The following is a 13,831-nucleotide window of genomic DNA, read 5'->3' on the forward strand; positions in this document are numbered from 1 at the left end:
AATTTTTCTGTGACAGTTTGCATTTCAGGTACACTCTATTTCTTATCGGTATCATCATACTCCCATATTGCTTTCTATGTCCAATACCCATTATTATGGGTTGCTTAATGCCTTTTAAGCATAATCTGTTTCTATATCACAATGCAAAACAGATCTGCTGTATTCTGGCAGACCTACTTTGCATTATGATATAGCTTAAATCTGTTTGATAAGATTCAACTCTTTCTTGGATAGTGCTTTTTTTAACTTCTGGTTTTCCTTTATTAGATTCTCATTTTCGCTTTTCAGTTTCTGTAGCTGTTGCCGGAGCAGATTCATTTCCGCTTCCATCGCCTGACTGATAATGTTTCTCCTTGGATCCACCATACCAGCCTGCTGTTCCATTGCTGCATCAATCTCACCTCTTACAATCGGATTCTTGTAAAAGAATCCTCTAGATAAACCAGTCTTTTGCATCAGTGCTGGTACGGACACCTTTTCTCTCTCCAACACCATTGTCCGTATTGTCAGGACTGCCCGTTCCACTTTTTCTTCGCTCTTTCTTTTATTCAATTCCAGCATCTTGTCGTATTTGCTCATATTCTTCTCCCCATCCGTCCAGATTTGCTAAGATAATCTGTGACATAAGATTTCTTACTTCCCTTGTCTCATCTGCCAGTCGCTGATTGCTCATTTTCCGGTAGTACTGGACGCTTTTCACTCCTTTATGACCCAGGAGCTTTGCTATGGTCCAATCATCCACATGGAGTTCTGTCAGCTTTACCCCATAACAGTGCCGGAACATATGCGTTCCAAATCCGAATAATTTCCCGCTGTCATCTCGGATATCTTTTTCATAGATCATTCGAAGCACTTTATCCTGCAAGGTTTGGTAACTGATTGGTCTCTCCGGTTTGTTCTCGTCCGCAAAGATATAAATGCTTTCAGGATAATGCTCATTTGCATAACTGACTGCCTTTCCAATCAGCTGTGCCAGCTCCCGGCTGATCGGTTTTTCATATCTTCTTGTTTTCGGCTGGTATATGATAATCATATCCTGACGGTCATGTTTATAAAGGCAGTCTTTCCGCAAGGTCAGCGTGTCGGAAATTCTGGTTCCAAGCATCTGGTGGATGATCATTGCCCTTGCTATCTGCTCTTCCATTTTTACAATCTGGGCATTCAGTCTTTTCAGCTCACTGTCCGAATAAGATTTGAATTCTGCTTTCCGTTCTGGCGGAAAATCAGATTTTAAAAACAGTTTTGTAAGATGTGGAAAATCATAAATTTTTCCGATTGTTTCCAGCACATTTCGAAGCTTTAGCAGGTCATCCCGGATGCCATTCCCTCCGTTTGATTCTACCTTGATGTTGATTAAAAATTGTTCTATGATCTCCCGGTCAATCTCTTCGCAGGTGCTGATCTTGGAATGCTTTTCATCCAAATACTTTGAAAATTTATTCATTGCGGACAGTTCACGTTTTATACTGCCAAGGGCTTCGGTTTTCAGATGATGGTAAATTGCTTTTTTTACTTCTTCCCGAATATCTGGTTGCCGGATTCCTCTGAAATTTAGTGTCTTATGGTTGACAATCGGATTTGTCCGCAGGATAAGCGGAAGCCTTTCCAGATGCCAGATATCCTTTGCCAGCTCATTGGTTTCTGATCGGTCCAGTGTAAATTCCAGAAGGCTTTCAAAATACCGGATCAGGGCAGCTTTTTCCACCGATTCAGTCTGAATGTTCGTCACTTTATGCTTCGTCAAAGCCCTACCGTTTTGTATCATCCACATTTTCAACTGCTTTATCCAGAAGTCTTTTTCTCTGTCAAGCAGGCTGTTTTCCTGATGGGATGACTTCTGAAAAAATTCACATAAGCTGTTAAAATAATGCCTTTCCCTTTTTATGGTCAGGATGGATACCTGCGTTCCACGGTAGTAAATGTATTCGACAAATTCTGTCTGAAGCTGGTTTCCCGGCAGTTTATCCAGATCAAAATATTGTTCCTTATTCAGCTTTTCCTTTTGCTCATCGGTAGCCAGCTTATAACATTCCAGTTGTTGGAATTTCAGTTTATTATCCATGCTTCTCTCCTTTCTGCATACAGGCAAGCAGGCTGTTTTCCTCTTCCTCAAAGTATGCGTCATTTTCTTTAGCAATTTTTCTTGGCATATAATCTATATACTGCATGGTCATTTCCTCAAACGTATGTCCCAGATAGTCCCGGATGCTTTGGATTGATACGCCATGCTCATAAAAATTGGTTGCTACGGTATGTCGGTAATCATGAGACTTAAAAATATATTCTCCATTCTGTATGCCTATCTGGGAGCAGTATTTTTTCATCTGCCCCATGAAGGTGCTTTTGGAAAATGCTCCACCTTTCCGATTCCGAAAAATGTATGCTTCTTTTTTGGTAGGGTGCTTTTTCAGATAAACCTGCATCAGACGATACAATGTTACCGGAATGGGAACCCTTTTATAATTTTTCATTTTCACCTGGTAGACCTTCATCCAGCAGTCACCATTCTGGATATAATACGCATCCCCTTTTAAGGTGCAGACCTCACTGATCCGGAGTCCTACACACCAGAGATGTAAAAACATCATTCTCAGGTGTTCAGGAAACTGTGAGAGGTTTTGGATAATTTCCATATACACATCCTCTTCCACACTTCTGTCATGGTGGACTGGGATCTGTTTTTCCAAGTAATACGATGCATAAAACGGAACCTTTTTTATATACCCCTTTACTTCCAGAAATTTCATAAAAAACTGTATTCCCGAAACATTGGTATTAAATGTCTTTGCTCCCATAGCACCATTCTGCAAATTCTTTAAATATACATCAATCAGGCTAGCATCACACTTGGTAACTTCCAGTTCGCTGATCTCCTGCAAAAAATTTCGAATGGTTCGGAATCTTTCGTACACCGTACTGAGCGCCAGTTCTCCGATTCCAATTTCGTACTTCATATATTCCTGAAGCAGCAATCGATTCTTGGGCTGTAGAACTTCCTGAAATGATATTTTTTCTATACTGTCACTCTGGTTTATTCTTTCTTTGGCAATACGAAACCGCTCTAAATACCAGATGGTAGCATCCCATCTTGTTTCATCAGTTTCTATAAAAATCACTTTACGGGCAGTTTCCACAATGCTCTTCAGTCGTTTTCGCCGTTGCTCTTTCTCGACTTTCTGCTTCAGGTAGTCCTGAAATGCTGTTTCCTGTTCCAGCTCCAGAAGCTGGATATCTGTAATCTGCTCCCGGATGCAAAATTCGTAAAAAAGCTGTAGCCCGGTCAGTTTATATTCCCTCAGTCTGGAAATTTCATAATTCTCCAGAATATATTCCAGCACGGTAAAAATCTGACGTTTCAGTTTCTCACTGGCTGCCGCTTTAAAATTCCAGACCATGTTGCTCCGACACCGTACCGTTTCCACACTCTTTACGATTACAGGATCTGAGTGGTATGGAACAAAAAGTATTTCATTTTTATATTTCCATTCACATTCCCTCTGTCCAGCCGGAGTTTTCATCCGTTCCCGGATGTACGCCTGCCGTATCCGGTCGAACGTTCCGGTATATCGGTAAATGTAATTTCGCTTTATCAGCGGTGTTATGTATAATTCAAATTTCATTCGCAGTTCATAATCTATTTCCGAAAGATGTTCTACCATCTCATCTGCCAGAAACAGCAGAATCTGTTCTGTAATGGAACTTCCTGCTTCCTCTTTTGCAAACTCCCGGATTTCTTTTCGTAGCTGCTCAATCCGCCTGCTCCGTTCTTGTTCTGCCTCTATAAAAGACTGTAAAAACACAGGCATAAAAACCACCTCCTATAGCAATTCCTCAATCCCATACAGGGAGGAGTGTTTCTCGTAGAATTCCTGGCTGGCATCCAGCAGTTCATCATCCACAATGTCCAGATAATTGATGGTTGTCTGGATGTGGCGGTGTCCATAGGCCAGCTGTATCAGTTCCAGCGACCATCCTGCTTTTCTCCGCTCATTTCCAAAGTAATGCCGGAGCATATGAGGCGTGATCTTAATCCCTGTTTTCTTATCCATTCTTTTTAGCATGGAGTATACTGCTTCCACGTTCATTGGTTTTCCGATATTATCCCCGGAAATATTCACAAACAGGCTTGTCTGGTGCTGAAGTAGTTTTCGGTACTCTGCGATATACAGATTTAAAAAGCCGAAGGTATCTTTGCTGATCTTCGCACTTCGGTATTCTGCATTCTTTGCTCTCGCTCCATTTTCATTGTCCTCACGGAAATATACCCGGATTATGTGGTTCTGATAATCAATGTCCTTACTGTAATCAATTCCTAAGATCTCACCGATTCGGTAGCCTGTCTCTGCCAGAAGCAGCATGAGAAGCCGATCTCTTATATTGGTACACGCTTTCAAGATTTCCACAATTTCATCTTTCTTTGCTGCTCTCGCCTTATGCTCTTCCTCTTTTAAATAGCCTTTGAAACTCTTTGATCGTATGCTTTTCTTTACGCCTACTGCATCCACGGCTACAAAATAATTATAGGACAGGACTTTCAGCTCCCCGAACTGCTGGTACTCTTCTTCTATAAAAAGATAGAACCTGAACACATCTCTTAAGTATGCGTTGCAGGTTCCATTGTTTGGAGATCTGTGATTTTTATCTCTGGTATGCTTCCCGGCTTTCAGCCAGTATAAAAATTCCACAAAGTGATTTGTCTGTTCAACATAAGGCATTTGATATACGTCTGTCAATTCCTTTTTCTTTTCATGGATGTATTCCAGATAGTACAGGATTGCAAGTGCGGAGCGCCGCACCGTATTCGGTGAACATTTACTCCGTATCTTGTGCATCAGATATTTGGTTGGAAGCAGGACGATATCCAGTGTTTCCACATCTCTGATAAAGAAATAAACGGTGGAACCCTCTCTTTCTTTTTCCAGTTCATATCGTCTCATTCCTGCTCACTTCCTTTCCTCTAACGCTATACACAGTATACCCAACTCATGCCGATAAAGCTATCACAAATACCACCAATTCGGTCAAAACCGCTCCTGAAATACCACTAAACTTTTTGTCTTATTTTCTGTCCAGATCTGGGCAGAACCAACAACACCACGGATGTTATCAGCTGTAGTAACGCTCCACTTTCCGGCTTCGGATAAAGTCCTCTACTTCATCGATTTTTTCTGCCATCTGGCACTTTGGCAGGGCGTCCAGAACATCTCCCCGGTACTTTCCTTTCTTTGCCGCTCGGTGGTCTAAAATGGACACTACACAGGTGTCCTGCTCCGTCCGGATCGCCCGTCCGAATCCCTGGCGCAGTTTCTTCTGCATATCTGGAACAACAACATTTTGAATGTAGGATTCCAGTGATCGGTATTGTTCCCTTTGTGCTTCATGGATGGGGTCCGGTACAGCAAACGGCAATTTTACAATGATCAGGGACGATACCATATCCCCCGGAAAATCCACACCTTCCCAACAGGAGCCGGCTGCAAACAGAACGGCATTTTCCATCTTCTTAAACCGTGCGATTTCTTCCTGTGAGTTTCTCCATACCTGCACCATCGGGAACGGGATCTGATCCCGCAGGAGCTGCTGCACATTTCCCATCAGGGTATAAGATGTAAACAGTACCAGTGTATGCCCGTAAGTGGAACACACCAGATCACGGATCTGGCCTGCAAGTTGCTCGGCCTCTTCCCGGCTTCCCTTGAGCGTCGCTTTTAAATTCTCAGGAATATAAAGCAGACAGTTCTCTCTGTAACAAAATGGGGATTCTGCTACACACTCCCGGACTCTGCTTTTCTTTTCCAGCCCGGTCATCTGTCTGGTCCTTACAAACCCATTTCCGGCTTTTAAAGTTCCACTGGTGAGAATCGAGGGAAATCCCCTGTCCCATAAGGAATCATGGAGAAACCTTGGAATCTCTCTGCTAACAGCCATAAACACAGGATCTCCCCTGCCGTCTGGCTGAAGAAATAAAACGTATCTGGTATCCTTCTTCAGAAACCAGCCGAACAGCTCTTCCATCTCTTCCAGCCGCCGGAAGATCCAGTAAGGGACATTTCCAGCAAGTCTTTTAAGCATAAGACTGAGATTCCCCCTTACCTGCTCCAGAGAAGATCGGCACTTTGCCGGAAAATAGAAATTTTCTTTTCCAGCTATGTCATCTCCCATCCCGGCCTGATCCTTACGGATTTCCATTGAAAGTGTATTAAACCAATCCTGTAGTCTCTTACCTTCCGAACTTTTATGCTCCCTGTTTAAGAAATACGAGATTTCCTGCACATCCTCTCTTCCAATACTTCTCCCATCCATCTGGCTGGCAGCTTCTGGGAGCTTATGTGCTTCATCTACTACCAATGCTCTGTAATCTGCCAGCAGAGGCCGGTATTCATTCATCCGGTGCATGGCGTCTGCCAGAAGATAATTGTGATTGCATATCTGTATAAAAACTTCCTCTTTTTTGGAAACATCCAAATATTTCTGATAACGGCATCCTGCTTTCCCCGGACACTCCCTGGGGCAGAATTTCGGTACGCACACCAGCCTGCGGTCAAAACCGCTCAGGTTATGTACGGAATCTAAATCAAAGTTATGCCGGAGGGACTTCAATGCCTCCATCTGTGCCTGATTTTTATTCTTATCCCGGACTGCCTCCAGTCTTTGGGCCAGCCTGTAATCGCACACAAAATGTTCCTTTCCCTTGCGGACAACTGCCTTTAATTCTCCCTGAAGCAGATCTGCTTTTAACAGTACATCCGATAAAAAAGGAACATATTCCTCTATGATAGCTTTCTGTAAGGCAATGCTGGAAGTGGATACCACCACAGGCCGCCTGTCACATCCCGAATAACCGGAATGCAGTACACTATATTTCCGCATCAGGATGCAGGCAGTCAGATAGGCATAGGTTTTTCCAATGCCCACTCCTGCATCACAGAGCGTGATCTCATTTTTCATAAGGGCATCCAGCATTTCATGGCAGAGACGGATCTGTTCTTCTCTTACGTGAAGCCCGGCTTCCGGTAGAAGTTCCCGAAAGATTCTTTCCACTTCGCCATGCGCCCTTTTTTGATATTCATTTTTATAACACATTACTTCTCCTTGCCGGGAAGCTTATCTTACCGTACCCTTACGGACGGATCTGACTGCTTCCGGTGCTTTTGCTCCCTGCTCCTGCATTTTCTTTATGGCAGCATTTCCCCGTGCCATCATCCTTCGGATATCCGTCCGGGAAACATTCCATGTCCTTACCTTCTGTGGAGCATTCCTTACCTGCTCGGACAAATGCCTTTCACAGAGTTTCGGATAAACCACCATGGCTTCTGGCAATTCCAACGGATACTCGATCATGGGATGGTACACAATATCCCGGATCACCTGCTCATAGCTTTCCATCTGCATTCTGGCTGTACTATCCTGGTAAATATTTTTTCCTTTCATGGCACTGTAGACCTGCAATGAGATATATCCCAATGATTCAAAACTACAGTATCCATAAGGAGTTACACCGGAAAGGGAATCCGGATCTTTTAAGGCATTCAGATATACATCTTTTCCCTGGGCGATCAGCCACATCCGAAAATCGGAAAAGCTGTCATCACTGCACCCTGTTTCCATCAGAATACCTGCCGCTGTCCATAAGCCATACTTATAAGCTGCATCCCGGTAACTGTAAACCAGATTATGGAATTGCAGAACATCCTCCGGTGTCATATAGAAAAGCTGTTGCTTGATCCACACCGCCGAAGCATCCAGATCGGTGCCGCACACTTCCTTTGCTTTTTCAATCAGATTCCAGAACTGATCCTTGCTCATCCCACTTCTTTTTGTTTCTTCCATCTTTCTCTCCCCTTGATGTGACGTTAATACCACAAGAATACGGCTGTAGTCTCCCACAGCCGCATGGTATCTGATATCAACGACACACTTCTTCATTGATTTCTTTTTTATCTTGCTGTTCCGCATTTGACCTCGCACCCCCGGAACTATCCCTGTATTTCTTCTGGGAAAGGGGACACTACAGGCGGGCGGCTGGCCTGCCGCCGCTCACAGATGTCCTGGGGGTCTTTCTGATTACAACCCGGAGTCCATCTTCCGCTCTCTGGCTGGTAACGTGTATCATTATCCCCCATCCGTGATCTTGGCGAAAGGCTGCCACCGCCTTATTCACAGCTATGCTTTCTCGCTCCAAGTCTAAGAATCTTTACCCTATACTTAATCATGGCGCTCATACTGTCACGCTTCTACGGTTGGGAACGTACCTGTAGTGCCGATATTCACTTGCCAAAGAACAGCCGAGGGATGTCCCTCTGCTTACTAGCCGATGGCAGTGTATTTTTTTATTCACTTCACAAAAAAATTTTTTATCGTGATTCCCCGGATCTGTTTTTCTTTTTTCCTTTTGCCGGATTCTTCTGCTGTGCATCTTTCTTCTGCTTTTCTTTCTGCTCTTTGGCTTCTTCCGGCGGCATCTTCATCACATGAAGTTCCCCGTTAAACAGGGTGAAAATTTCCGGTGACTGATATTTTTCTTTAAACTTTTCAATCTGCTCCGGTGTCAGCGAAGTAAAATCGTCTTCTGTCAGTCCTACTACAAGGAATGTTCCGGCAATGGCATCATAGACCTGTCCTCGGTCATCGTACAATGCCCGATTTAACGGCAGCCCCTCAAATTTTCCATTGCCGTTTAAAAGGATTCCAACTTTATCATCAAACGGATAGGTCATTTCAATGTCACCGCCTACCGCCTGCTGCAGATCCTCCAGCTCATTGGGGATGTTCTTGACATAGGGTGCTTTCATCGGCTCGACTACCAGCACCGTCATCATTTCTTCCTGCATTTCGGACACTTCTTTCTCATCCATCGTATCAATCCTCCTGTCTGTTCGTTCTGATAATCAGCCGATGAGAGCCTTTTGTTTTATTCAAATTTCATGGACTTTTTGATTTTCTCCCGTAACCTCCGCAGTCTTGTATAAACAGTCTGCTCCGGCAGTTCCATGTGATGGCTGATCTCCTTTGGTGCATATCCCATCATCTTCAGAACAACCATCTGAAGAGTTTTCTTGTCAGTCGATAACAGGATCTGGAGCAATTCCTCATTCTCCACGGTATCGAGCAGGGCTTCCACACTCTCTGGCTGAGACTCTCCTGATTCTTTTTCTTCCAGAAGCAGTTCCATACAGTCCAGAAGTGAGGTCTGATGTTCCCGGAATCTCCGCTCTGCGTTAAAATCGTTCCAGTCATACTCCCGGAGCTTCTGGATCGTCTCTTCATCCACACCCTGCTCACGCAGGATCTTCTCTTCCTCTGCTTTCCACTGGTTCCATCTATATTCTTCTTTTGCTTTGTTATAAGCCACTTATCTTTTCCTCCGATCTGAATTTTTGTGAAATCAAATCGGAGTGTGGCGGTGATCTGGCTCGTTCTTCCTGTCCACAGGAATGTCCGGCATCTCTGCTGTTTCCCTGCAAACACGGATCTCCTTTGTAATCATATCTTTACAAAGGCACAGTGTATCGGATGCACCTGTCAGTTAACGGTCAGAAACCTGTCAATTGACGGTCAATTTTTATCACCTTCTTTCCAGCACAAATAAAATAAGACGAACAATCTTTTTACGGATTATTCGCCTTACTGCTGTTCGTTTTCATTATTCAATTCAAATTTGTAACCTATATCCCTGACACTGACAATGCAATTCCCGGCACCGTCTTCAACGACATTCAACTTTTTTCTCAATCGCTTTACCAGACACCAGATGATATTTTTAATATCACCAACAGAATAATCTTTCCATACGAGCTGGTAAATCTGTTCAAATGTGTATACTCTCATCGGTGTCACCGCTAATAAGTATAAAAAATTATATTCTTGTCGTGTTAAATGTAACGCTACATTATTCCAAAATACTTTATGTTTCTTATGATCCATTACAAGTTTTCCCTTATCAATCATCGTTTCGGATTGCTTTTGAGTTATTTTTTGTTTATTATTTCGTCGTGCCAATGAAAAAATCTGCAGATCTACTTCTTCTATAGTGCTATTTATATCCATTACACAATCTGCACCAGCGTATATTAATTCTTTTTTCCATGACATACACAATAAAGAGGAAGCATCCGTCAAAATAATAATTGGTATCTGCGTTATTTTTCTAATAGCAGATATAATATTACTTATGTTCTCTTTATAAAGGATCACTCCTATTATAAGCACATCATAAGAAAATAAACTCAAATTATGCAGTAAAATTTGTAGATTTTCTGCATAATCTGAGTTTACCTCATTGAATAGTTTTCGATATGATTGATTGTCAAAATATGCTAATATCTTGTATTTTGTGTCTTTCATATTTAATCTATTTTAGCAAAGCAACATTTTCTATTTCTTCACAGGAAAATTATCAAATGTATTGTCAATTTTTTGTGCAGCAATCCCTCTCATCGCATGCTCTTTCAGTTTTTGAAAACTTTCATCACTGACTGCATGTTCCATGCGACAAGCATCCACTTCTGCAGTTTGTGGATTAACTCCAACGGCTATAAGTTGATAAGTAAAAAAGCAATGGCGTTCGTAAATTTTTTCGGCCACATCCCGGCCAAGGTCGGTCAGGTGTATATAATGGTTTTCGTCTGTTGTCAAAAAACCGTCCTCTCGTAAAGTTCCTACTGCGTAACATACGCTGGGTTTTGAAACTTCCATGTACCGGGCAACATCCACGGAACGCACCATACCGAGTTTCTTTTGAAGTATAAGCACGGATTCTAGCTGCTGTACGACGGCTTTTTTTCTTTTGCCGTCGTGCGGCAGCTATTTCTGTTATACTAAGCTACTGTTTTCCACATTTCAGATTCACTTTAATGATTCATCTGAAACTCTTCAATCGATCCATAGTCAATTAGTTTGCTCTCGTCAAATGACTCTTGAAGTTTCTCTCCTTCTGCAAACAGGACATTTCCGCTTGAAGTCAGCGGCAACATACAGCTACTCGCTTTAAGACTTTGTGCCGGTTTATCCACAAGGATAATCAATGGATTTTTTGCTTCTATCGGCTCTGCTGCGCCCAACGCCACATGCACCGGAAATGCCAATAATGTCTCTCCATCATATTGATATAGTCCCACTCCATCAGGCAATACATTTCCATCAGCAGTCAATATAGGCATTTGAACATCTAAAAATTCCTGCATGCTATTTGCCAAACTGCCATATTCCACAGGTTTTAACTTGCTGGGATCACCAAAGCGATCTATCCATTGAGGGTTTGTCAGGATCAAATGGTCCCACCCCCCCCATCCTTTAGCTCTTTTGTAATTTCAATATTGCTGTCAACTACATATGAAAGCAGAAGATAATCTTCCTCAGAATGTAAAATGCTGGAGCCATCTGCGGTTAATTCATTGCTCTCACAAACTGTATCAATGTCTGTATATGCTATATACCAAATTTCACTCGTATTGTATTGATTAAGAGTGAGTGTATCTCCACACCCAGATAGACCCAATACAAGGATGCACACGAGTGTCATCACTATTTTTCTGCTCATTTACAAATCCCCTCAGTTTTCCTTACGTTCGAGAACATGATTTTCTTTTTTGAATACCCATCATGCCTAAAATCAGAATTGCACATACGACAATACTGCCGACAATGTACTGCCATCCAAAAAATGATAGATTAAGAATATAGCGTGCTGCCGGATTAGAAAAAATGTGTGTGAACGGCTCATTCGCTGCAATTCTGCTCATTACTCCGCTGACATCTGCCAGAGGTATTCCGTAAAGGGACGCACCCAAAAAATAAAGAACGAGTTTTTCTACAATGGACGGCAGTAAAATTCCTAACACACAACCTCCCACCCGATGTGCCGCTGGTGTCTTAAAAAGATAAAACGCTCCCGCAATGTAAGGTAGAACAGCTAAACATCCACCTAAAACAACTGGTGCCAAATGAAATCCGAAGATAACAAAGACAAGGCGCAAAAGTAAATATACGCCCAAGATAATCAGCCAACTTATAATCAGAGAAGCCGCAGGCTTATTTTTCTTTGGTGTTTGCGTACGAATCTGCTGTTGCATCATCAAACCTCCTGACTGGATATTGCACCTTGGGGAACATCAGAATAATGGTTGTTCCGCATGACAACTGTGATGTGATTTGTAAATCTATCGCTAAATCTTTTGCCATTTTCTGCACTAAATATAATCCCATACCTGTGGAGCGGCTTAAAAAGCTTCCTGCGTCCCCAGTGAAGCCCTTATCAAAAACAAACGGCAGATCAGACGCGGGTATACCTGTTCCGTTATCGCTGACGGATAGAGTAATCTGCCCGCTTTCTGGATTATCCGTTACTGAAAATTGAATAGCGGGGGCGGTGTCCTTCACAGCATACTTTACACTGTTGCTAATAATCTGTCCCAAAATGAACATAAAGCCTTTTTTGTTAGAAATTACGTTACAGTCGTTCCCGGAATATGTGACAGAAAATTGGGCTTCTTCAAGCAAGGATAAATTGTCCTCAACCGCTTCCCGACAAGTCTCTAAGATCAGAATTGGTTCAAAATAGCAATCTTTGTGAGCCGCCCCAAGACGTGAAAAGTACAAAATCTGTTCTACGTTCTGCCGCACATGGTCGCGTACATATAGCATACGAGTATGCACCAACGGTGACATCTCAACCTTTCGATTATCTAAAAGAAGCGTCATAAGGGACAGAGGTTTCTTGATTTCATGCACCCAATTTTCAATATAACTTTCGTAGTTGGCAACCTTTAACTGCTGTTCGTTCACATACCCCTCTTGCATTCTCAGATGATGGGCTAATTCATGGATATATGGGCGCATTGACGCGGGGGCACTTTCACACAACAGGTATTCGTTTGTGTCGTCCGGCTCTAACAGAAAGCGCCGAAAAGCGGCATCAATTTTACTGCGTTTATGAATTGAGATGACAAAGGGGATGACAAACGCGGCAAGTGATACAAATATCATTAGCACCACAAGGCTCAAAAAATCCCCCGGATAAGCCACCCATGCCAGAAACGCAAAGAACAAATCCAAGCAGCCAAGAGTAATCAACCAAATACGATTGGACGATACATAGGTCAAGAGAGTATTAAATTTCTTCATACTTCCACCTGCTCTTTCAAACGGTAGCCTTGCCCGCGCACCGTTTCAATGCGATCATCAAGTCCAACTTCACGCAGCGTTTTCCGCAGTCGTGTAAAATTGACTTGCAGCGCATTTTCGTCTATAAACTCCGCTGTTCCCCAAAGCACATGAAACAGGTCGCTCTTTGATACAAGGTTCGGGCTGCTTTTCAAAAGGGTGAGAAGTATTTTCCCCTCATTCTGCGGAAGAACATAAGATTTCTTTCCTGCATAGAGCGTAAAAGTGTTTGGATCAAGCAGGAAGCCGCCCCCGTTAAGCAATCCCTGCTGCATCTGTTCTTCTTTGCGGCGCAAGAGGTTTTTAATGCGGGCAAGAAGCCGTTCCGTGTTGCATGGCTTTGTTAGGTAATCGTCCGCCCCTAATCCCAAAGCGTGAAGCTCGTCCTGTAATTTATCTCTTGCAGTTAATATCAGCACAGTCCCAAGCTGTTTGGCCTTTACCTCTTTGCAGATTTCAAAGCCGGAGTGAAAAGGAAGATTGATGTCGAGCAAAATCAAGTCCGGGGAAAGAGACATTATCTGTGATACGGCATTTTCAAAGTCAAGCAAAGGAACAGCGTCATATCCCGCTTTTTCCAACACATCAATCAATTCTTCCCGCATATATACATCATCTTCAACCACAATAATTTGCGCCAATATGAACACCTCCTTCCCGAATAAGCCCA

General features: G+C 42.9%; 15 protein-coding genes. All 15 read right to left on the reverse strand.

Translation table 11 applies throughout. The annotated features are described in order from the left end of the window. Nucleotides 1-195 precede the first annotated feature (195 nt). The 15 genes from LI091_RS09030 to LI091_RS09100 all read right to left on the reverse strand — a co-directional run bounded on the left by LI091_RS09030 (nucleotide 196) and on the right by LI091_RS09100 (nucleotide 13,802). Nucleotides 196-579, reverse strand: coding sequence for a DUF6262 family protein (locus tag LI091_RS09030; RefSeq protein WP_015533403.1), 384 nt, complete (start codon nucleotides 577-579; stop codon nucleotides 196-198). Then, nucleotides 545-2,062, reverse strand: a complete 1,518-nt coding sequence (locus LI091_RS09035; RefSeq protein WP_015535740.1) for a tyrosine-type recombinase/integrase — start codon at nucleotides 2,060-2,062, stop codon at nucleotides 545-547. The genes LI091_RS09030 and LI091_RS09035 overlap by 35 nt, the downstream gene beginning before the upstream one ends. Continuing rightward, nucleotides 2,055-3,806 (reverse strand): tyrosine-type recombinase/integrase, encoded by a 1,752-nt coding sequence (locus tag LI091_RS09040; protein ID WP_044921292.1) that lies wholly within the window; start codon nucleotides 3,804-3,806, stop codon nucleotides 2,055-2,057. Before LI091_RS09040 ends, LI091_RS09035 begins: the two co-directional genes overlap by 8 nt. Nucleotides 3,807-3,818: 12 nt before the next feature. Further along, on the reverse strand, nucleotides 3,819-4,937 hold the full coding sequence (locus tag LI091_RS09045) for a tyrosine-type recombinase/integrase (protein WP_015533399.1): 1,119 nt from the start codon (nucleotides 4,935-4,937) through the stop codon (nucleotides 3,819-3,821). A gap of 169 nt (nucleotides 4,938-5,106) precedes the next feature. Further along, nucleotides 5,107-7,083: an ATP-dependent DNA helicase gene (locus tag LI091_RS09050; protein WP_055147730.1), complete on the reverse strand. Its 1,977-nt coding sequence runs from the start codon at nucleotides 7,081-7,083 to the stop codon at nucleotides 5,107-5,109. A gap of 21 nt (nucleotides 7,084-7,104) precedes the next feature. After that, complete coding sequence (locus LI091_RS09055; protein ID WP_044921380.1) at nucleotides 7,105-7,830, reverse strand: DUF4240 domain-containing protein; 726 nt, start codon at nucleotides 7,828-7,830, stop codon at nucleotides 7,105-7,107. A 524-nt stretch (nucleotides 7,831-8,354) separates the two neighbouring features. After that, nucleotides 8,355-8,855 carry a DUF3846 domain-containing protein gene (locus tag LI091_RS09060; protein ID WP_015533396.1) on the reverse strand — a complete coding sequence of 167 codons (501 nt, stop codon included), beginning with the start codon at nucleotides 8,853-8,855 and terminating at the stop codon, nucleotides 8,355-8,357. Nucleotides 8,856-8,911: 56 nt separating this feature from the next. Continuing rightward, on the reverse strand, nucleotides 8,912-9,352 hold the full coding sequence (locus LI091_RS09065; protein WP_055057436.1) for an ECF-type sigma factor: 441 nt from the start codon (nucleotides 9,350-9,352) through the stop codon (nucleotides 8,912-8,914). A gap of 272 nt (nucleotides 9,353-9,624) precedes the next feature. Then, nucleotides 9,625-10,344, reverse strand: coding sequence for a winged helix-turn-helix transcriptional regulator (locus LI091_RS09070; protein ID WP_008400022.1), 720 nt, complete (start codon nucleotides 10,342-10,344; stop codon nucleotides 9,625-9,627). A 30-nt stretch (nucleotides 10,345-10,374) separates the two neighbouring features. Beyond that, the gene (locus LI091_RS09075; protein WP_055057440.1) at nucleotides 10,375-10,803 is read right to left on the reverse strand and encodes a metal-dependent transcriptional regulator; all 429 of its coding nucleotides are present in this window, start codon (nucleotides 10,801-10,803) and stop codon (nucleotides 10,375-10,377) included. A gap of 47 nt (nucleotides 10,804-10,850) precedes the next feature. After that, on the reverse strand, nucleotides 10,851-11,270 hold the full coding sequence (locus tag LI091_RS09080) for a DUF6619 domain-containing protein (protein ID WP_243871917.1): 420 nt from the start codon (nucleotides 11,268-11,270) through the stop codon (nucleotides 10,851-10,853). Next, a complete protein-coding gene (locus LI091_RS09085; protein ID WP_243872360.1) occupies nucleotides 11,267-11,539 on the reverse strand; it encodes a DUF6619 domain-containing protein in 273 nt (90 codons plus the stop codon). Before LI091_RS09085 ends, LI091_RS09080 begins: the two co-directional genes overlap by 4 nt. Before the next feature lie 22 nt (nucleotides 11,540-11,561). Beyond that, nucleotides 11,562-12,074, reverse strand: a complete 513-nt coding sequence (locus LI091_RS09090; protein ID WP_008400026.1) for a hypothetical protein — start codon at nucleotides 12,072-12,074, stop codon at nucleotides 11,562-11,564. Continuing rightward, on the reverse strand, nucleotides 12,031-13,122 hold the full coding sequence (locus LI091_RS09095) for a sensor histidine kinase (protein WP_265191093.1): 1,092 nt from the start codon (nucleotides 13,120-13,122) through the stop codon (nucleotides 12,031-12,033). Before LI091_RS09095 ends, LI091_RS09090 begins: the two co-directional genes overlap by 44 nt. Then, nucleotides 13,119-13,802, reverse strand: coding sequence for a response regulator transcription factor (locus tag LI091_RS09100; RefSeq protein WP_025577041.1), 684 nt, complete (start codon nucleotides 13,800-13,802; stop codon nucleotides 13,119-13,121). Before LI091_RS09100 ends, LI091_RS09095 begins: the two co-directional genes overlap by 4 nt. Nucleotides 13,803-13,831 lie beyond the last annotated feature (29 nt).

Source organism: Blautia sp. MSK20_18 (assembly GCF_020553125.1).
GTDB classification, from domain to species: domain Bacteria; phylum Bacillota; class Clostridia; order Lachnospirales; family Lachnospiraceae; genus Blautia_A; species Blautia_A fusiformis.

Bases quoted from the DNA above. Each gene is read 5' to 3' on its own strand.
- LI091_RS09030 (WP_015533403.1), bottom strand. From the start codon at position 579: ATGAGCAAATACGACAAGATGCTGGAATTGAATAAAAGAAAGAGCGAA.
- LI091_RS09035 (WP_015535740.1), bottom strand. From the start codon at position 2,062: ATGGATAATAAACTGAAATTCCAACAACTGGAATGTTATAAGCTGGCT.
- LI091_RS09040 (WP_044921292.1), bottom strand. From the start codon at position 3,806: ATGCCTGTGTTTTTACAGTCTTTTATAGAGGCAGAACAAGAACGGAGC.
- LI091_RS09045 (WP_015533399.1), bottom strand. From the start codon at position 4,937: ATGAGACGATATGAACTGGAAAAAGAAAGAGAGGGTTCCACCGTTTAT.
- LI091_RS09050 (WP_055147730.1), bottom strand. From the start codon at position 7,083: ATGTGTTATAAAAATGAATATCAAAAAAGGGCGCATGGCGAAGTGGAA.
- LI091_RS09055 (WP_044921380.1), bottom strand. From the start codon at position 7,830: ATGGAAGAAACAAAAAGAAGTGGGATGAGCAAGGATCAGTTCTGGAAT.
- LI091_RS09060 (WP_015533396.1), bottom strand. From the start codon at position 8,855: ATGGATGAGAAAGAAGTGTCCGAAATGCAGGAAGAAATGATGACGGTG.
- LI091_RS09070 (WP_008400022.1), bottom strand. From the start codon at position 10,344: ATGAAAGACACAAAATACAAGATATTAGCATATTTTGACAATCAATCA.
- LI091_RS09085 (WP_243872360.1), bottom strand. From the start codon at position 11,539: ATGAGCAGAAAAATAGTGATGACACTCGTGTGCATCCTTGTATTGGGT.
- LI091_RS09090 (WP_008400026.1), bottom strand. From the start codon at position 12,074: ATGATGCAACAGCAGATTCGTACGCAAACACCAAAGAAAAATAAGCCT.
- LI091_RS09095 (WP_265191093.1), bottom strand. From the start codon at position 13,122: ATGAAGAAATTTAATACTCTCTTGACCTATGTATCGTCCAATCGTATT.